Annotated in this window: 18 protein-coding genes; 8 read left to right on the top strand and 10 right to left on the bottom strand. The window is 35.3% G+C overall.

What is annotated here, in order from left to right; all coding sequences use genetic code 11:
* Positions 1 to 150 precede the first annotated feature (150 nt).
* The 6 genes from STK_RS00005 to STK_RS15485 form a co-directional block, all read right to left on the bottom strand.
* The gene (locus STK_RS00005) at positions 151 to 396 is read right to left on the bottom strand and encodes a hypothetical protein (protein ID WP_052846110.1); all 246 of its coding nucleotides are present in this window, start codon (positions 394 to 396) and stop codon (positions 151 to 153) included.
* A 129-nt stretch (positions 397 to 525) separates the two neighbouring features.
* A complete protein-coding gene (locus STK_RS00010) occupies positions 526 to 1,632 on the bottom strand; it encodes a hypothetical protein (protein WP_010977924.1) in 1,107 nt (368 codons plus the stop codon).
* 250 nt (positions 1,633 to 1,882) lie between these two features.
* Positions 1,883 to 2,218 carry a type II toxin-antitoxin system VapC family toxin gene (locus STK_RS00015; RefSeq protein ID WP_345587512.1) on the bottom strand — a complete coding sequence of 112 codons (336 nt, stop codon included), beginning with the start codon at positions 2,216 to 2,218 and terminating at the stop codon, positions 1,883 to 1,885.
* A 49-nt stretch (positions 2,219 to 2,267) separates the two neighbouring features.
* A complete protein-coding gene (locus tag STK_RS00020) occupies positions 2,268 to 2,489 on the bottom strand; it encodes a type II toxin-antitoxin system VapB family antitoxin (protein ID WP_052846112.1) in 222 nt (73 codons plus the stop codon).
* Between the two features lie 232 nt (positions 2,490 to 2,721).
* Positions 2,722 to 2,937 (bottom strand): hypothetical protein, encoded by a 216-nt coding sequence (locus STK_RS00025; protein WP_010977928.1) that lies wholly within the window; start codon positions 2,935 to 2,937, stop codon positions 2,722 to 2,724.
* Between the two features lie 309 nt (positions 2,938 to 3,246).
* Positions 3,247 to 3,399, bottom strand: coding sequence for a HEPN domain-containing protein (locus STK_RS15485; RefSeq protein WP_010977930.1), 153 nt, complete (start codon positions 3,397 to 3,399; stop codon positions 3,247 to 3,249).
* 344 nt (positions 3,400 to 3,743) lie between these two features.
* Between STK_RS15485 and STK_RS00035 the strand changes: the two genes are divergently transcribed.
* The gene (locus STK_RS00035) at positions 3,744 to 5,483 is read left to right on the top strand and encodes a prolyl oligopeptidase family serine peptidase (RefSeq protein ID WP_010977931.1); all 1,740 of its coding nucleotides are present in this window, start codon (positions 3,744 to 3,746) and stop codon (positions 5,481 to 5,483) included.
* Between the two features lie 486 nt (positions 5,484 to 5,969).
* Here STK_RS00035 and STK_RS00040 read toward each other — a convergent pair whose 3' ends face one another.
* From STK_RS00040 to STK_RS00055, 4 genes are all read right to left on the bottom strand, one after another.
* Positions 5,970 to 8,819, bottom strand: a complete 2,850-nt coding sequence (locus tag STK_RS00040; RefSeq protein ID WP_010977932.1) for a DEAD/DEAH box helicase — start codon at positions 8,817 to 8,819, stop codon at positions 5,970 to 5,972.
* A gap of 999 nt (positions 8,820 to 9,818) precedes the next feature.
* Positions 9,819 to 10,118, bottom strand: a complete 300-nt coding sequence (locus STK_RS00045; protein ID WP_052846849.1) for a hypothetical protein — start codon at positions 10,116 to 10,118, stop codon at positions 9,819 to 9,821.
* Positions 10,108 to 10,650 (bottom strand): CRISPR-associated endoribonuclease Cas6, encoded by a 543-nt coding sequence (locus STK_RS00050; protein ID WP_010977935.1) that lies wholly within the window; start codon positions 10,648 to 10,650, stop codon positions 10,108 to 10,110. Before STK_RS00050 ends, STK_RS00045 begins: the two co-directional genes overlap by 11 nt.
* A 174-nt stretch (positions 10,651 to 10,824) precedes the next feature.
* On the bottom strand, positions 10,825 to 11,469 hold the full coding sequence (locus tag STK_RS00055; protein WP_010977936.1) for a hypothetical protein: 645 nt from the start codon (positions 11,467 to 11,469) through the stop codon (positions 10,825 to 10,827).
* Positions 11,470 to 12,305: 836 nt separating this feature from the next.
* Between STK_RS00055 and STK_RS00060 the strand changes: the two genes are divergently transcribed.
* The 7 genes from STK_RS00060 to STK_RS00085 are packed head-to-tail and all read left to right on the top strand — an operon-like array spanning position 12,306 to position 18,479.
* Entirely contained in the window at positions 12,306 to 12,716 is a 411-nt protein-coding gene (locus STK_RS00060; protein ID WP_232616500.1) for a hypothetical protein, read from the top strand.
* A 1-nt stretch (position 12,717) separates the two neighbouring features.
* Positions 12,718 to 13,446 carry a type III CRISPR-associated RAMP protein Csx7 gene (gene csx7 / locus STK_RS00065; protein WP_010977938.1) on the top strand — a complete coding sequence of 243 codons (729 nt, stop codon included), beginning with the start codon at positions 12,718 to 12,720 and terminating at the stop codon, positions 13,444 to 13,446.
* Entirely contained in the window at positions 13,440 to 14,279 is an 840-nt protein-coding gene (gene csx7 / locus STK_RS00070; protein WP_010977939.1) for a type III CRISPR-associated RAMP protein Csx7, read from the top strand. Before csx7 (STK_RS00065) ends, csx7 (STK_RS00070) begins: the two co-directional genes overlap by 7 nt.
* The gene (locus tag STK_RS00075; protein ID WP_010977941.1) at positions 14,251 to 15,045 is read left to right on the top strand and encodes an RAMP superfamily CRISPR-associated protein; all 795 of its coding nucleotides are present in this window, start codon (positions 14,251 to 14,253) and stop codon (positions 15,043 to 15,045) included. The genes csx7 (STK_RS00070) and STK_RS00075 overlap by 29 nt, the downstream gene beginning before the upstream one ends.
* A 2-nt stretch (positions 15,046 to 15,047) precedes the next feature.
* A complete protein-coding gene (locus STK_RS15065) occupies positions 15,048 to 15,218 on the top strand; it encodes a hypothetical protein (RefSeq protein ID WP_198429714.1) in 171 nt (56 codons plus the stop codon).
* Complete coding sequence (locus STK_RS00080; RefSeq protein WP_010977942.1) at positions 15,202 to 17,868, top strand: HD domain-containing protein; 2,667 nt, start codon at positions 15,202 to 15,204, stop codon at positions 17,866 to 17,868. The genes STK_RS15065 and STK_RS00080 overlap by 17 nt, the downstream gene beginning before the upstream one ends.
* The gene (locus STK_RS00085) at positions 17,868 to 18,479 is read left to right on the top strand and encodes an RAMP superfamily CRISPR-associated protein (protein ID WP_010977943.1); all 612 of its coding nucleotides are present in this window, start codon (positions 17,868 to 17,870) and stop codon (positions 18,477 to 18,479) included. Before STK_RS00080 ends, STK_RS00085 begins: the two co-directional genes overlap by 1 nt.

The raw sequence follows: 18,479 nt of genomic DNA on the forward strand, positions 1-18,479 counted from the left end.
CGCTGCTCGTTTGTTTACTTTTTCACTCTCATACTCATGATTTAACTTAAGTTATGTTAATGTTATGAATTTCTCCTTTTTTCTAACTAGTACTATTATTTTTGTTAGTATTATCTTTAGACTTATAAATATCCAAGAACAATGCTAGTATTAACATAGTCCTCTTTCCCTTAATAGGTCTTCAGAAGTAGGTAAGTTAGACGGTAATCCTTCTCTTAACCATCTCTCAGTAAGTTCTTTAATCTTTTTCTTTTTCAGCTCCTCTCTAGCTTTGCTCACACCGTAAGAAAGAATAAGATTAAACGCTTCATCCGTGGACTTAGCTATACCTTTCTTAACCATTTGTTCAGCTAATTCATAATACTCGTCTTTTATCTTCAATGTTACTATCTTCACAATGTTATATTACACATAATTGTAATATAAACTTTAGAGCTTTAACGCTGAAGGCAATTCAAGGATCCTATATAGGTGCTTGTGGCAGAATTAAAAATAAGGATAAGTTACGCTATGGGCAAACACAAGCTAAACTCTAAACACTTTGTCAAAGTCGTATCCGTTAACTTTATACACATAAATTATAGACATACACAAGTACACTATCATTGTTATGGGATTCCCTAATTTCATACCTATTTTAAATAACTCGTTGATTTTATTAACTTCCCTAACAGACTGGATGTTTGCTCTACTGGGTAAGGTTATATTGTACCAACCCAGGTTTTCAATTTCTTTCCTTATGGACTCTAAATCAACTCCTTCATTTTCTATTCTGTGATAGAGGTCCTTTATCTCCTTTACGAATTGTGTGGGCTTATCTACAGATGCCAGAAGAATGGGGAGACAGTTAACAGCCTCTCCTAAAGTTAACTTTGAAGTCCTTAATATCCAGTGTGCATATCTTAACGCGATTAATAAATACTCCGTATTTAAGAACTCTGAAACGTTCCTTATCTCTAACCGAGTCTTTGATTTTAATGTCAGCTTACCCAATATCTTTTCTAAAAAGGTAAGTACGAAGTTTTCCCTTTCTTCATTTAACTGAAGGACTCTGATCTCGTATGGGTCTACTGAAATATCACCGAACTTAACTCCAAGTCTGGGCTTATTCTTTGTGAAGAAAAGGAAGGGGGCGTAATAGCCCAGTTCTTCAGAATAGGGTTTTATCGTAAGGTAGACCTTTATTCCTAAGTATTCTGTTTCGAACTCCTTATCGGAGTCAAGCTTTTTAAATACACTTAATATGTCTGGAGTCTTGAAAGACCAAACAAGAGGTAAGTTAACCTCATCTTTGTCAGCCTCTTCTCCCCTTTTCTTAATAAGTTCTTTAATTTTTTTCTCAATATCGTATTTTTCTACCTCTTCTAATAGTGCCTTTAGCCTACCGTTATTAAAGTAGTCATCAAATACCTTGTGTGATAAATAGGAAGCATAGAATGGACTATCTTTACGAGCTACCTCATCTAGCCCTTCTGTAACATCTTTGTATTTCTCATGGAGGGACTTCAAAGGTTCTAAATCAAACGACTGAGAAATAATGTTGACTGCTGTAGCCAGATTACTGAAAAATTTTTGCTGATCCTTAACGTTTATTTCTCCGTCAATTACAGTAGTGTAAACAATCACACTCATAAGTATACTCTCCGAGAAGGGAAAATTTAAGTTTATATAAAAACTGCCTTTTGTTGCCGAATTCTCTCGGAATAACTACAATTGAATTTAACATAAATAATCAAAGCTGAAAAATTGAAGAAACCGACATAGCATTTCCTCAAGGTTTACTAAAGGCGTACAGTGCTTTCTAGGGCTATAACACAGCCCTTTTTACAATGACACAGAAAGACAAAAGAAGCTTTATTAATCCTTAATCTTTCAACGAAACCTATATAAGCTCTGAGATGACATACTTCTTTGCTATCTCATGTTGCTTCTTATCTCCAGTTACTAATTTACTCCCTTTACGTTCAGCCAGTGCGATATAAAGTGAATCATATATTGGGATTTTCTCTTTTACGGAAATCTCCATAGCCCTTTCAATTAAGTTAACGCTTTTATTCAATGTCAGCAACTGTGGCAAATATTCTTTGATAATAGTAACCGCCTTAATCGCGTCTTGTTCAGTTAACTCTCTGGTTAATACAACTTTCTTCCACACTACGTTAGATACTTCCACCAACGCAAAGTCCAACGTCTCAGCGTCTTTCAGAATTTCCGTAATCTTCTCCCACCCTTTCTCCTTAGTTACAAACTTAGCTAAAACAGATGCGTCAATTATTATCCCTATCTTCCCTCACCAATTCCGCACTACTAGAGTTAGTTTCTGGCATTGTTTGGAGAATTTCATTAATCTTCTTTAAGATCTCTTCTTTCTTTAACTCCTCAATCCTCCTCCTAATAAAGTTCTCAATCTCCTCATTCCATTTAATATTGTATTTCTCCATCTCCTCACGTAACTCTTTATCTATCCTTAAACTGTATACGGTCTTCATATTATAATATACGTATACGGAAAATATAAACGTTTCTATCTTTGACACTTTACGATTTACTTGTTTTTTTATCGAAAACCTATGAATCGATGATAAGGAGATATAAGAGATTTTAACGGGAATTCATAACCTTGGTTTTGAGTTATTAATTGGTTTAACTAAGTAAGTAAGAAGGAGTTACTCATCATCTCTTGATCTTTAAGATATAGCCTCAATAAACACCAACATAAGTTCATTTTATTCTTACCGCATCTCTGAGGAAGGACTTAAATGGTGGTAATTCTTTCTCGTCTTCATAAATTACTTTAACGTCAAACAAATATGACACCTTTTCTCCCAACTCCCTCTCAACCTCATAAAAGAAGTCTATTAATGCCTTATTCCTATCCTCATTACGTTTAATAACTAAGATTACATCAATGTCACTTCCGCCAGTTATTTTTCCCACTTATTACGGAACCGAAAACGTAAACCTCACTAAATCTCTCAAGGTTAAGCTTATTAAACGCTTCCTTCCAATTTCGTAAGAACTTTATTCTCTCTAGAAGTTCCATAACAATTCCACAAGTATTTCCCTTGCAGTAATTAAAGATATTTCAGCCTCATCTTTGGAGGTAGACCGTATTGAGATTTCCTCTTACTTTCTCTAAGATAATGAGTTTTTCCCTTGTTATCCTTCGTAAAGTCGCTTATCCTTTTATCTCCAAAGTATATAATAAAGAAAGTAATTCTTTAATTCCGTGGGTCCTAGGAGGTTCTATCCCAAGTTTAAAAAGTTTAGGTAAAGTCGTGCTGAAACTTCACTATCTAACGCTGATGCCTCATAAAGGCCTTGCTGAAATAATAGTTCTGAAGCTTTTAAGTAGTCCTTTGCCCTCCTCAAAAATTCTTCAGCAATGTTGTATGACATGATTAGTATGTAAATATGGATAAATATTAAGCTTAATGTCAGATAATTGAAGAGGAAAACTCCACGGGCACGAAATCCTGAGTAACAGCTAATATATGTGACGTTTTAGCTTATGTAAGAGTTGTGAGATTAAAAATCAATAGCCAATCAAATAGCATTCTAGAGAGAATATTGACGCTTAGCTAGTTTGAAATGTCGAAGTAGTCATATAGCTAGGTATAAGAGATCTCTTCTTCGCATCTAATGCGTATATTGCCCGCCAGATATAAGATGACTATGCTTTCCCAATTCACGCAACTATTCATGTCTTTAATGTTTATTAACCTTCTCCCAATTCATTACTTATGGACGAATACGAGTATTTAGAAAACTTATCAGACCCCAGAACCATATCCTTTATAGAGAAGGAAAATAAAGAGACGGAGAGCAAACTGGGGAAGAAAGCTATGGAACTTTATCCCCTTCTCCTCGAAATGGATAAGGAGCCTTACGTTTTAAGTATGTTCGCTTATGACGAAGAAAACCCGGCAATTTTGCTTTACGGCGAGAAAAGTCAATTATTATTAGGTAATAAGACCATCTACATTCCACCTGAAGGTTATGTAGCCTCAGAAATCTGGAAAGTCTATAACTCAAAGGAGATAGGTGTTAGTATAGAAAGAAAAGGAAGTGACAAGATCATCACATTGCTCATTTCTCCGGAAGGGAAAATCAGAGAATTAGGCGAGATGGTAGAATCTCCATTTTACTTTAAAGGTGAGTTGTGCTATATTAAGAGCTATAGGTATTCCCCACCTCCAGATGGTGGTGATTATCCCGCAGACAGAGTGTTTTGTAAAGATGAAATAGTTTACGGCAAAGACATGAAACCCGGTGAGTTTGTAACAATAAAAGTGTTTGATGATTTCCTCACTTTAGTTAGGCAAAAGGGTTGGAGGTATGGTGAACTTTATGTAGGAGAGGGATTTGATTCCCTGAGGAAAGTAGATGAAGGAGAAGTGATAGATGTTATAGATTTTCAACAAGGTGAGGTGATTTATCAGAAGAATAATGCAGTTTACCTCGGTAACACGAAGGTTGTAGAAGTTGATTATCCAGTTCTAGGTGTTTCTCATATAGGGGATAAAATTGCGGTTGAGGTAATAAAAGAGTATAGGACTCCTTTAATTTTTTACGATATTAAAGGAAAGAAAATAGGGGAAGAAGTACACGATAACATAACCTTCATGGACGGTAAAGGTCACACTTTATTCCTTGTTGAGACTTCATTCAACTATAAATTCAGAGTGGTAAAGAAGAGTGATGAAGGGAGAGGGGAAGTGCTAATGCAATACGGAAATTATGATGTGACAGTAAAAGACTTATACGTCAAGGGAGATGTATTACTTCACGGGTTTTTAGTCTCTAAAGCCAATAACCCTAAAGGAGTAATAGTTTACGGTTATGGAGGTTTTAGAATTCCCTTACTTCCCTCTCTTACATCTGTAATGAGGGTATTGTTGAACGAGGGGTATTCGATATTGATAACTAACCTAAGAGGTGGTTATGAGAACGGGGAGGAGTGGCATAAAGCTGGTATGCTTTTGAATAAGAAGAATGTGTTTAAGGACTTTGCTGAGTTTTTAAGGCTTGTGAAACTTATGGGTGGAAAAGCGGTAGCAATGGGAGGGAGTAACGGAGGGTTATTAGTAGGTGCTACGATAAATGAGTATCCGGAATTAATTGATTGCGCAGTAATAGGCCACCCTGTGCTGGATATGTTGAGGTATGATAAGCTTTATGTTGGAAAATACTGGGTTGAGGAGTACGGAGATCCTAATGATCCTAAATACACAGAGTATTTGCTATCTTACAGTCCTTACCATAACTTGAAAAAAGGTTTACCTAAGACTTTCGTTTATACTGGTATTAATGATGATAGGGTTCATCCGGCACATGCATTGAAATATGTTGCTAAGTCTAAGAGTTTAGGAAATGATGTAATGCTTTTTGTAAATGATTCCGGTCATTCAATAGCTGATCCAGAATCTAAAGCGAGAGAGGAGTCATATGTCGTGTCGTTCATAGAAGAGTGTTTGCGTTAAGTACTTAGGGACTTTTAACCTGAGCTAACAATTAGATCAGCTGAGGGGCTTCTCAAACAGTCATGGGATTCGAAAATTATTTGCAATATCATATCAAACTCTAATATGTTTAATCATCTTCAAATAACCTCGTTTAAGGATATTATCTTTCTCGAGAAGAGGTGAGGATAAATAACCTACGTATAGACAAGGGTTATGAGACTACCAATAAAAAAGACTCCAAAATCCTCACATGTAAATGTTTTCTAAAATAATGTTTGCCCTTTACATTACCAGCTCTTTTCAGTAAATTACATTAGAAAAGGATTTTTATGACTGATGTAATATTTTTACAGATAATTTTAGAATTCGATATTGTTTGAGAACAGTTCAGTTTGAAGAGACTCATAACTTCTGACTATTGAAGAAAAAGAACTCTCAAAGATGTAGTCAGACCTATTTATCGGGATTACTATACATCTCGTAAATATAAAAGACGAATAACCTCTATTTATCTGTTAAATATGCCTTCCACAAGTTTATCATGAGTCTTATTGTCTCCGCTCTCTTCCTAAATATTTTAGTTAGCTCAACCTCTTCTCCTCTCGTAATGCTGTTATCTGCCTCATTCTCCTCCTTTAATAGACTATCATCATTCAGCACTAGCTCCCTAAACTTTGATGGAGTTATAGGCCCTCCCAGAAGTCTATTTATCTCCTTATCTATATAAACGACTTCGTTCTGAAACTTATACTTCTTTCCTATACTCACACCATAAGGTACTACAATAGCGTCAGTAAACTCTATGTTAAGTTTTGCAGCTTCCTTTACCGCCTCTTCCTCATTGTCAAATATACTTATCTCTCCAGTAGGAGATGAAACCGCGTATTTCCCTCCAAAAGAGTCTATAATGATACTCCGTATTAGAGGTGACTTAGGTATCATTGTACCACTAATTACTTGAAGTTGGATAGGAATAGTGTTGCAGAGATAATGGACAAACCTCTCTGCAATTGCCTTTACTTCGTTAAAATCAAAGTTATTAAATGTATATGGGTCTAGGTATTTTAATACTAATTCAAGCCTTCTAAAAGGCTGGGCATTTCTTACGTCATCCAATAACTTCTTACAGTCAAGTTCCGTACCTCTCACCTTCACTTTCTTCATCTCCCTTAAACGTTTTAGTAATGCGGTAGGTTCGCTCTCCCATATCTTTAATATCCCAGAGTTGGAGACTCCAAAGTTAATTAAGCCTAAGTCTATCCCGTAGTTAAGCCTTAAAAGGGCTAGAATGAAATACATCCCCTTATCCACTTTATTAACGTCATCTGGTTCAAGCTCACTCGCATATACGTATGTGAGGAAGTCATACTTAAGATTGGGTGACGGTGTGTACTCTAACTCTATCTTCTCTACCTTATACTCTTGACCTATCTTTCTTCGGGATTCTATATACCAAAAGACCTTTCTCGCTATCTCATGGACTTGTTTAAACCCACCGTCACCTTCAAAGAGTACGTCAAGGCTTACCTTAGACCATACCTTCCCTCTTTCTATGTCGCCATTTAAGTCCGGATGTTGTTTCCAAGAAAAACAGATGTCCTCATAGTAGGCTATTGCATTATTAACTACATGTGAACTTATGTTAATATTATTACACATGATGCTAGAAGAGAAGTCAGATGTCTCTATTACATGCCTCTTACCGTTTATAACTGAGTTTCTCACTACTATCGCATTGAGCATAGGGTCTATACAGCCTAATTGATGCTTCTCAACTACATCCCTATAGTTAAGCTTATCTACGACATTACAGTTCTTTCCGTCAAAGAGTAGCTTAGGGACGGTCTTATGTAATTGCTCATAAAAGCTTATCTGAGGTAACGTACCAGTTATACCTACACTCTTAAGGAACTCTCTATCATTTAATATACCTCTTATTACGTCTATCAGTTTTAGGAACTCGTTATCTGGAAGTAGTATTAATGACTCTGATCCCAATGATAACCATTCCTTAAGTGAGGTAGAGTAGTCCTCGAGGAGTACAGCGTCTGAGAGCGATAATGGAAAGATCACGCTCTCTGTCCTCTTAATACTAGCCATCCTCCCCTTTCTCCCTTCCCTCTGAATAAACTCCCTTACGCTATCTGGGATCCCAACGTGGACTACTCTAGTAACATTCCCTACATCTATACCTTGTAATAGCGTCTTCACAGTTACGACTACCTTGAGTTTCCCACTCCTCATGTCATTCTCTACTTGTTGCCTTACATACTTGTCTATCCCAGAATGATGGACAGCAACTGGAGCAGTCCCGTCATAGTTTACCTTCCCCCCTAATTTTCCTACTAAGTTATTCGCCTCACTTATAGACCTAGAAAAGATTATAGTCAGTTCGTCACAGCCCTTCAACTTATCCAAATACTCTGGGAGTAACTGGGCATTATCTTTAAATAGTTGTAAGAAGTATATCTCTTTTTTGGGATCTGATGCGTATTTAAAAAAGTTTTTAACTAAATCATCAAAGCTTACGTTTAACGCTTTACTTATTGCGTTTAACTCATCCCTCTTACCTAAAACTATGTAAGTATCATTTGCGGGCCTGAATGACTTACCCCCTATAATTTCAACGTCGAAAAAGGGCTTTACTACTTCTGGGTCAGAAAGCGTTGCACTCATTATTACTATCTGAGGTTTAATCCCGAACTTGTCTATAATACCTTTAATAATATGAAGCAAGACTGTACTCTTACTGCTACCATAGAAGTCGAACTCGTCTACTACTATTAGCCTCACCTTCTTCAAGAAGTCACTTATTTTATGGTTCTGAAAAAGAGCGTTCTTCACAACTTCAGGGTTTGTGAGTAATGTCTTTGCCCTCTTGACAGATTGAATGTAGTTTGACACATCTCCATCATACTTTATAACGTCACCATAGTATACTTCCACTATCTTAGTCTTCCCTTTTACTTGCTTAGATACGGAAAACCCAGCCTCGATATAATATTTTACTATCCTCTCAATCTGATCTCCAGCAAGGGCTTTTGTGGGATATATTGCAAGTACGTTAAATTCTCCCTTTAACTGCATTTCTAACGCATATGATACCCATATCTCAGTCTTACCTCCTCCAGTTTCAGCGTTTACTACTAGGTTTTTACCTTGCATAAGTTTATTTATTGCCTCGAGCTGATGCTGATACATATTTAGATCGCATAGCCTTACATTACGTGAACATAGAGTGGGTAAGACATCCCTGAACTTAACGTTAGTCGTAGTATATGGTACCCCAGAGTCTGAGAACTTCTGGAACACTAGATCCAAGCTAGAAAGTATACTCGAAGAATCACAGATCATTAATAAAAACTACAAATTTATATTTATAAAGATTACTTAATTGAGCCCTAGTGTGGACATAGTGTCATCATTATGGTATTTATATTTCTATATTCACATTAGGATATATAAAACCTTTTCTTAGCATCTTCTCACTATAGAGATTTTCATTAATTAATAAATTTATACCTTAATGACGGCACTATGACTCTTTCTCACAATAATTGTTAATGAATGAGTGGACTAAACTATGAAAAGTGTCTTTACTTACTAACTAAGACCTCGTTTAAATAAGATTCTCACGCCTACTTGAGTTTCAGATACTGGATGGGCTTATAGCTACTAAAATATTTATTAAGCTTGTATTACTGAATAACCACATGAAAGAGTTATTTTTGAATATGCGTTAATCTGATAGCTCTCCTCTTTATAGCCTTTATTATATACTAATGTCTGTTAAGCCTATCTACTTATCGTTAATTCTGATCCTTGAAGAGAGGAAATGTGGTTATCTTTCTAAATCTGAATATATGATGAACTCACATGACGAGAAAATAAGGACGTTCTTTCTATTCACTCTAACATGAAAGCGTGTACGCCTTCTCTTCTGCGTGAAAACTTTATTGAACTTATAGTCATGTTGACACCTATTTCCTTAAGATCTTCGAGAAGGGATTTAACCCTCTCTCCTTCTCGACAAAGAGAGCAAAGCTTATGTATCTTAAATATTTATGAACTTTTCTATATCTAAGTAATATTCTATATTTCAATTTTCATGACAACACATAGAATTTGACTAGGAGAGCAATATAAAGATCGACTATTCAAGACTCGCAATTCTGTAAGGGACTGAAGATGTAAAGTTGGAACTGTAAAATACGTTTTTAATCGATAAATATCATTACTATGAAAAAGGCTGTATACAAGCATATAATAAGGAGACTATGGTTATCTGGTTTGAATGATTTTACGTATATTGTATTATTTGTACACCGAATTTAATGAAGATTAAATCAGCACTTAATTTTCCTCTTTAGAGATGATATCGAGGGGAACACTTTCGACTAGAACAATCTTAACTAAATTAATCATCATTCTTTTTATTTCATCATCATTAATATAATCACATTCAGTAAGTATGCATGATAACACTAAATGCCAAGGATCACTTTTAGCCATCATTTTGCTATGCATTGATAAATTTTTAGTTTCTTTACCGCACAGAGGACATTGCCCATTATTATGGGCTCTGATGACATGAATTTTCAGATTACGGAAGCTATCAAATATGTTCTTACATATAAAGCATTTATATTCCATAATCCTCACATCTCATTTCTATTCTTCCGAATCCGTTTCTCCTTGAACTACCTATACCTTTGGCTATAGCATTTTCTAAAGTACCAATTATTCTCTCATCAACTGCCAACAATTCATAACGTAACTCACCTATAAGCCCTATGACCTTTCTTCCAGCATAGATTACAGACACATAACCGACTTTCGATGGTTCTTCTCTCACTTTTTCCTCCAACTCTAGTACAATCTTTTTGTACTCTTCTCTCGTAATTTTTAAGTGATCCATGAAGTTTACTGCAAATACGAAGGAGAATGCATTAGTAAATCTTTTCTTTTTAGACTTCATTAAAGGGTCTGCAATCAATGCTGGTGTTCTTACAGTTACTCTAATCCTTCCTTTGCAGCAAAATTTTACTTCTCTAAGCTTGATATTAACTACTTCCCATGTCGTATTAAAAACCCTCTTCTTATCCAAATCCCTTAATGCGTAAATCACGTCATCGTAACTGCCTCCTACCTCAAAAGAGTATATAGTACCTCCTTCAACCTCCATAAAGTGAGGGGAAGTTGAGTATTTAATTAAATATGAATTACCTTTTTTTAAGGGTGAGATTGCGACTTTTGTATTAGTTATTAAAGACTTCCCTACCTTAGAGGTAAATGGTGGGATTATAGTTGTTGTCTGTGGAACTACGTAAACTTCAGCTATCAGATAGGAAATGTTTCATCAACCCCCTATAAAATTGAAGATTTCGTCCGCCGATTGGATATCTATTTTAAATGATCCCTTCCAACCTATTCCGCATATCTGTATATCTTGTAGAGTTATTGCTACTTTTTCATTTTCCTTTTGCACTTTCTCTATAATAACATAAGTACCAATCGCTAGTTTAGGTAATATTTCCCTAACTTTACCTGATTTTACATATGCAGCAGCGTTTCTTAAGCTTTGGAGTGCCCCTTTCTTAACTAAACAATGATAGGTATTACTCCCACGTTTGGCTTTCGTAGACTTAACTTCGATAAGGTAATTAGGCTTATTTGAGTCAGGCGGGTTTATTTTTACTGCATCTGGACAATAAGGAATATTGTTGTATATAATCTTCTGCTTCTTCTTTAACCCTTCATACCCATTTCTTTCTAGTATTTGTAATATTGCACTTTCAGCTGACCAGGTATACTCTGGACATCGTGTACTCTTACGGCACTCTGGTAGTATTTTATCGAATAAATTATTTAGCGGGTGCTTATTCTTTATCTGTACTTTTTCGGCATAGTAAATTTCGTTTATACCGACTCTTATATTACGTTCTCTCCTTAGAGATATGAGACTATTGAAGAGAGAGTCTCCACAGCCAAGGTAGAGGCTCATCCTTATAGTCCCCCCTACCTTCAGTTATACATATATGTTAGTAGTCTATTATTGAAGTCTATTATCTTTGTTAAGTAGCTTATATTAATCGTTATAGAATTCTTTTTATGAATTGAGATTGAAAAATCTTTCTTTAATGAGAGAGTACTGCTTAATCTCATGTATCATCACAATATATAAAAAACAACAGGGCTTAAAAAACTTTGCGGTTATCTAATTTAGGTGCACTAAATAGCTCTTCTATTTAATATCATCGCTAAATATGTCGATTCATATAACACAAGAGAGAATAATCTTGCTATTTTGAATTCGTTCAAGTGCTAAGAGAAATCAGAGTCTACAAATACATAGGCTTAAAATCTAATGAGATCTTACTATTAAAAATATAACTAATTCATGCAAATAACTATAAAATAAAATGACTATAGATCTAGTTGTTTCATGATTATTCAAATTCGTTGATCCACAATGCCTTTTACGTTGTTAGATTTAAAGAAAATAAATGTATACTTTGAAAAAAATTGTAGAATGATTTAGAGATAAAAAATCACTCATTTTTGGTAGATCTATAATACATGAAATAAAGCATTACTCATTTTTACGTTTCTTTCAATTCATTTCTGGTCCTTCACACACTGTTTAATAAGGTTAAAAGACACCAAAATAAAGTTTACTTCCTCTTCAATCTCTTGTTCTGGTAGTACTTTGTCATTAAAAAACCCCTAAATAATGCAAAAACTATGTTGCGACATTGGTTTAGTAAAATAATACTCTTACGTTTAGTAAGTAAAATAATTATCCTAAAGTTTATTAATGTCTGTATGAATAGAATACTTGTGTCCCAGCTGGTTAAGACGGACACGGATTTGTTAGATATAGCAACCAGAATTGCTATGTCAGCTCTTACTCCAGTACAAAAGGGAAAAGAACAAAAACCTGCAGTAGATGCCAGTACTATAAATAACCTATTAACCTATATACAGAGTAGAAAGAGCATAAAAGAACTGTTAGCATATATTTTGAGGCAAACGGGCAGAGGAGAAATAGATAGGAATACTAGTAAATTATTACTTTCTGCATTAAAAGATTTGAAAGAAAATGAAGAGGATATAAATAAAGCCCTAGAACTTTTAGGTTATGTAAAGTGGATTTATGAAACTTTAGACGGTCTTGAAATAGATGTAACACAACTTAAAGGTGTTGATAATTTCCAGAAATTAGTAAACGAATTAGTAAAGAGGATGTGAAATGAACGATGAAAAACCTTGTTATGATCTAGATGTTATCAGAAGTATAATAAAAATTAGTGGAAAAATAAAAAATGAAACACCTCTGAGAATTGGATATGGAAAGTCTCAGAGTTTCACAGATCCCACAGATAATCCCATATTAAAAGTAAATGAAAGACCGATTATTCCAGGATCGAGTTTTAAAGGAGCTCTAAGGAGTTTGGCAGAAGCTTACGTAAAATCGTGGAATGATCCAAGATATATTGTATGTGATTTGGATGATAATAAATGTACTAGTTGTAATGGTGAAGAAAAATACTGTATACCTTGCATAATTTTCGGCTTCAAGGATCTCTCTTCTAGGGTTTATATACTAGATGCTGTTGCTGAGGAATACTCTATTTCCCAAAGGACAATGGTTACAATAAATAGAGTTTTCGGAGGTCAATTACCCGGTCATCTTTACACATTAGATTACGTAGAACCTAACTCTGTTTTCAACTTCTCAATGTTCCTATATAACCTAAACATAGTTGATGGAGAAACGGAAGAATGGAGAAAGAAAGCGGTTGAAGTTGTAAGGTATTTATTAAAAACCCTAATTACTGACGGAATATTTATAGGAGCTAAGAAGAGTGCTGGTTTCGGGCTAGTCAAATTAACATCCGGGGAAATTGAAGTACGCAAATCACCAGACCTTATGAAATCCATTAAATTAGACCTTATGGAGGTGGCTAAGTCATGGTAGACTATACCTTTATCAGAAAGGATGTAATAAAGAGACAAACCGTAATTGAGGGAATTTTAGAGGTACAATCCCCTCTAAGGATAGGAGTCGGGAAATTTGGTGGAATGGATCCTGCCAGCATTGCTAGAGATACGGTATTAAAAGACGCTGAAGGAACTCCTATAATTCCCGGATCTTCTTGGAAGGGAGTATTTAGGTCTGAAGGAGAGAGAGTATTAAAAAGAAGGAATCTTATCACATGTAGCGGTGTAGGAAGGGATTATTGTTTAAATAACTTTAGAAAATACGATGATTTCCAGAGAAGCCTAAGAGAAAACTACATTGAGGATGCATTAAAAACATTCTGGAATTATACTTGTCTTAATTGTAAACTCTTCGGTACTATGAGCGTAATAGGGGCTGTTAAGTTTTTAGAGTCTAGGGCTATTGAGTTTAAACTCGGTACTAGGACAATGGTTGCTATAAGTAGAACTGAAGGAGCTGCTGCAAGAGGCGCTCTGGTTCAAGTTGAATTTGTAGAGCCTGGGTCTAAATTCACGTTTAAAATCATCGGAAATAATTTGCCCAATTATGCAATAGGTTACTTATTAACTATTATGAAGAACATCCATGACGGTTTTGTACAAATAGGTGGACATAAGAGTAGGGGATTCGGACTTGTAAAATTCGTTAATTTAAGGTTCTTAGACAAAGGTGAGAAGAAAATAGGGGATGAGGATATTCCAGTATCAATGCAAGATGAAATAAAGGAAGATGGGGATAAGTTTTTCGAAAAGATGAAACCGTTCATGGAGGCGTTTAATAATGCAAAGATTCCATACCCAGTACACTGAAAGGAACAGTATAGGATTAGAAGGAGTTCTGGAGTTAGAAATGGAAGTAGTGTCTGATTATCTACATGTAGGTAGTGGGGTTTATGACGTAGAAATAATAAAACCTTTAGAAAACATAGACCAATTAGTCGAAACAGCATTAAAAGGAACTATCCCAGACGTTAACAAATACTTCTCACCAGTAACTCATGAGATGAACAGATACTTAGGTAAGGTTATAATACCCGGGTCAACTATTAAGGGACTTGTGAGGACAAGGCTTGAGCTTTCGATAAGGGATGCTTGCTTCATTGTATCGAGGAATTCTAATACCTCATCAGCTGCTTATAAGAGAATATTTAGGAATCCCAGACCTAGACCTACTGATAGATTTCCTCAAAGAGTCTGTCCAGTATGTGATCTATTAGGCAATTCTGGACTGGCGAGTAAAGTATCATTTTCCGACTTTATCATGACTCAAGGGAAGGTAGATTACGTAAACGTTAATGGACAGTATTATGAGAGTTGCGTAAAGGGATCTAGATTTAGAGGGAAAGTACTTTATCGTTCTTTAAAGCCCATTGAATTGGGTATGCTTCTTTACGGTTTTGGGTTTAGAGATAAGAAATTGGAAGGAAAGGTTATGTTAATCGGTAGATTTAAGTACTCTGATAGGCGTTTCGGCAGAGTAAGATTTTCCTTACCTTCACCTAAACAAGAATACGTTAAAGCCTTAGAAGATTTTGTAAGAACGTTCAAGCCATTTGACTATAATGAGGAGTGGTGATAATGAAGATCTGTATTAAACAAGATCTTTCCTTAGAAATAGGAAAGGAGGATGGGTGTTTTAAAGTAGTTGAGGTCGAGGAATATGAAAAAAATAAAATCATATGGCGTGAGGAAGGTAAAGAAAGACTTGAGTATCTAACGTTAGTGGTGAGCCATGACATTAAGGGGTAAGTTAAACTTACCCGAGTTTAAAGTAGTATTTGACGGTGAAGACGGTAAGGTTTATGAGTGTAATATAGACCTAGAGAACAAAATAGTAGACACATTAGCTCATATGGCCCTAATATCGTGCGAAATAGCTAAAAATGACGAGAAGAAAGCAATGGATATTTACGCTGACATTGTTTCAATGCTATATAAACTGCCCATGTTCATATCTTATGCCCCCACTATTAAAAAGGAAGATGAAGGAAGTAAAGAAAGAAAGGGAAATTATGTTCCTACAGCATTTGAGTACTTCTTCATTTACACTATAGCAAGGCATTTAACTGATATTACTGTTGATAAGAACACATCTCTTAAAGATATATTTGAAAAATTAGAAAATTTTGAGCACACTGATACTTTAAGATCACTTATCAGACTTTACTTTCCTTCAATTAGAGAAATCTACGAAGCTTTAATCAATACTCCAGCAGACACTAGACCGGGGTTTAACTTCACTTCTTTAGCCTCTCATTTACAGCTAACATCCCTAATTTCATGGCTCCTTCAGCCCCACTCCATAGATTTAAGTTATCTGAGGGTCGCATCATTACTTCATGATCTAGGAAAACTCATTAACCCACGTCATCACGTAGCTGAAGCCATTAACATACTTGAGAAGCTTCAGAATAAGTTGAAGAGTGGAGAAGCATGTATTAAGTTAGAAAGGGTTAAGGAATTAGTGGCTTCACATCACGGTGATTCTGAAAGTATTGTTCAAATCGCAGACCGTTTAGCCTCTAGTGCTGATAGACTGACTAAACTAGTTAATGAAGCATTAGAGCACATAGAATACGGTAAAGAAATTAAAGAGTGTTTTAATAAGGAACGTGAGGAGTCTTATGAATGTTTTACCAATTTAGGTAAGGAAAAGTACGAAAAAGCTTCAAAGGATATTTACAAATTCATTTTAAGTCAAGTTATATCTCTGGAAATAGTTAAGAATGAAGAAGCTAAGGTATTCCCTTTCATACCAGAAAAGGTGGAAAGAAGTTCAAATGAAATAAAGCCTGTCAGACCTATAGGTTACCTGGTTTACATAGATGTTCCGAGTATACAGAGGTTTATTACTAACTTCCCTAAACTCAGAGATATGTCCTTTGCCAGTATGTTAGTAGACTTTCTGGTAACAGTTTACTCGTTTATGCTAATCGATACAGAATTCGTTAGTAAAACAAAATCTAGGTTACCAGCAGAAGCTTTACTGAGCGGTTATGGTGGGCACTCCTATATAGTGGTGAGAAAGGACATTTGTGACGGCGATTGTTATAAGAAGATAAAAGACATATTCAAAGGAATAAAGTTACTGAGCGATTTAGATTTAAGACTGCAGGTAAGTGTAGCTGAATTTGCTTATGATAATTATATAAAGAACTATAATGAGGTCTGGGACGAGATAAGACAACAATTCAGTGAGAGATATTTAGTTGACTTTGAAGAGAAGATTTACTCTGTAGGACTTCATAGAGTTTGTGACAATTGCGGTATTAGACCGGCTGTGAATGAAAAGCTTGGAGAATATTTATGCAGTAGATGTTATGAAATTAGAGAATTATCGTCTACAAGAGGTTTCATAAGTAAGGTGAATTCAACATACTTACTTTCCGTAGAAGTAACTCCGGAAGAAATTGCTAAAGAAGTTTTTGGAGATAATTATGCGGAATATGCTATGGAGTTCATAGCTGGATATAAGAAATTAGAAGATACTAGATACGTTTCAATAATCAAGGCTGACGGAAACAGAGGTTCAATTATATTTTCAGCCAGTGCAACTTTCTCTGACTATGTTGATAAGAGCTTTAGATTAGATTACGGAGTTAAGAGGGCTTTCTATGAGACACTTATTGAGTTGGCAAACGCTGAAATGGAATTATCGAAATCGGCAAAAGGACTCTTACTAACCAGTAGAGTTCTTTCTGGCGTACTGTATTTAGGAGGGGATGATATAACTCTCTTAGTGCCTTCTATAGTTGCAATACCTTTTGCTGTGAAATTCTTTGAAAAGGCAACACAACTTACCGGATTTACCTTTAAGGTTGGAATAGTTAGTGTAAAGCCGGATCATCCAATCCAGTTTGCCTTCCAGGCTGCAGATGAATTAATGGAAAGGAGCAAAATAAAACCAGAAGATGGTATTAGTAGTACTAAAAACCTTAGTGAGTATAATAAAACAAGCATTGCATGTATGGTATTTTCTTCAACCCTAGCCAGTAAGTCTGTAGTCCATTCAGAAATTAGTAAATATAAGAGGCAAAATAACTCATATTTGGTAGTTACAAACGATATTAGAAAGGTTAAGGAACTACTCGAGTTAGCTAAGTTGTATGAATTCAAGGACGTAGTTAGTCTCTATAATAGTGAAAACGACAAGAAAGAGGTAAGGGAAAAGTTAAGGCAATTGGAGGATATAGTAAGTTACGCAGAAACAAACTTCAACACATCTAACGGTTATTTGAAGACCTTAGCTTATATTTTGAGGCAAATAGCAAGAAGTGACAAACCTTACGATAAAGAAATTCTTAAGAAATTAGTAGAAAGGAAGGAAGGTTCGTTAAAAGAAATCCCGCTTTATGATTACTACTTTATCCTTAAAACGTTTAGGGTAGGTGTAGGATAATGGAATTTAAAGTACTGATCAAAAACTTAACTTCCTTAACAATAGGAGGAGGAAGTACTATTGGAGCAGTAGACATTCCACTTAACCCCATGGTATTACCACCTTCAACGATAAAGGGAGTATTAAGAACGGCTATTCATAATTATTTACCAGAAGGTTATACATCATGCGGTAAAATAGAACCCAGTAAAATTAAAGAAGCACATGAGAAAAATGGCGTTTGTGATGTATGCAAACTCTTTGGTTATCCAGATTACAAGGATTCTGGCTGTTTCACCGTAACAGTAAGAATTCCAGAGATTGTAAGAGGCAGGATTACTAGGGTAGAAATAAATGATAGAACACAAAGAAGTGAAGAAGGACATTTATTCACTCAAGAAGTAATTGCTCCAAATACCGAATTTGAAGTTACCATATACTTTAGGGACTCATGCGGTGATAGAATGTTAAAACTATTACTATATTCTCTATTGGCATTAAGGTTCTGGAGGATGGGTAGAAACGCTATGGTAGACGTTAAGTTAAAGGAAGATATTTGCCAAAAGGTTAAATGTGATGAAGAGATGAAGAGTATAGTCTTCTCTCTATCAGATTATATATGGGGTGAGTAA

Origin of the sequence: Sulfurisphaera tokodaii str. 7 (assembly GCF_000011205.1) — an archaeon.
Taxonomy (GTDB): Archaea; Thermoproteota; Thermoprotei_A; order Sulfolobales; family Sulfolobaceae; genus Sulfurisphaera; species Sulfurisphaera tokodaii.

Excerpts from the sequence above, each read along its gene's own strand:
- STK_RS00010 (WP_010977924.1), bottom strand. The coding sequence starts at position 1,632 with ATGAGTGTGATTGTTTACACTACTGTAATTGACGGAGAAATAAACGTT.
- STK_RS00020 (WP_052846112.1), bottom strand. The coding sequence starts at position 2,489 with ATGAAGACCGTATACAGTTTAAGGATAGATAAAGAGTTACGTGAGGAG.
- STK_RS15485 (WP_010977930.1), bottom strand. The coding sequence starts at position 3,399 with ATGTCATACAACATTGCTGAAGAATTTTTGAGGAGGGCAAAGGACTAC.
- STK_RS00035 (WP_010977931.1), top strand. The coding sequence starts at position 3,744 with ATGGACGAATACGAGTATTTAGAAAACTTATCAGACCCCAGAACCATA.
- STK_RS00040 (WP_010977932.1), bottom strand. The coding sequence starts at position 8,819 with ATGATCTGTGATTCTTCGAGTATACTTTCTAGCTTGGATCTAGTGTTC.
- STK_RS00045 (WP_052846849.1), bottom strand. The coding sequence starts at position 10,118 with ATGGAATATAAATGCTTTATATGTAAGAACATATTTGATAGCTTCCGT.
- STK_RS00050 (WP_010977935.1), bottom strand. The coding sequence starts at position 10,650 with ATGGAGGTTGAAGGAGGTACTATATACTCTTTTGAGGTAGGAGGCAGT.
- STK_RS00055 (WP_010977936.1), bottom strand. The coding sequence starts at position 11,469 with ATGAGCCTCTACCTTGGCTGTGGAGACTCTCTCTTCAATAGTCTCATA.
- csx7 (WP_010977938.1), top strand. The coding sequence starts at position 12,718 with ATGAACGATGAAAAACCTTGTTATGATCTAGATGTTATCAGAAGTATA.
- csx7 (WP_010977939.1), top strand. The coding sequence starts at position 13,440 with ATGGTAGACTATACCTTTATCAGAAAGGATGTAATAAAGAGACAAACC.
- STK_RS00075 (WP_010977941.1), top strand. The coding sequence starts at position 14,251 with ATGCAAAGATTCCATACCCAGTACACTGAAAGGAACAGTATAGGATTA.
- STK_RS15065 (WP_198429714.1), top strand. The coding sequence starts at position 15,048 with ATGAAGATCTGTATTAAACAAGATCTTTCCTTAGAAATAGGAAAGGAG.
- STK_RS00080 (WP_010977942.1), top strand. The coding sequence starts at position 15,202 with ATGACATTAAGGGGTAAGTTAAACTTACCCGAGTTTAAAGTAGTATTT.
- STK_RS00085 (WP_010977943.1), top strand. The coding sequence starts at position 17,868 with ATGGAATTTAAAGTACTGATCAAAAACTTAACTTCCTTAACAATAGGA.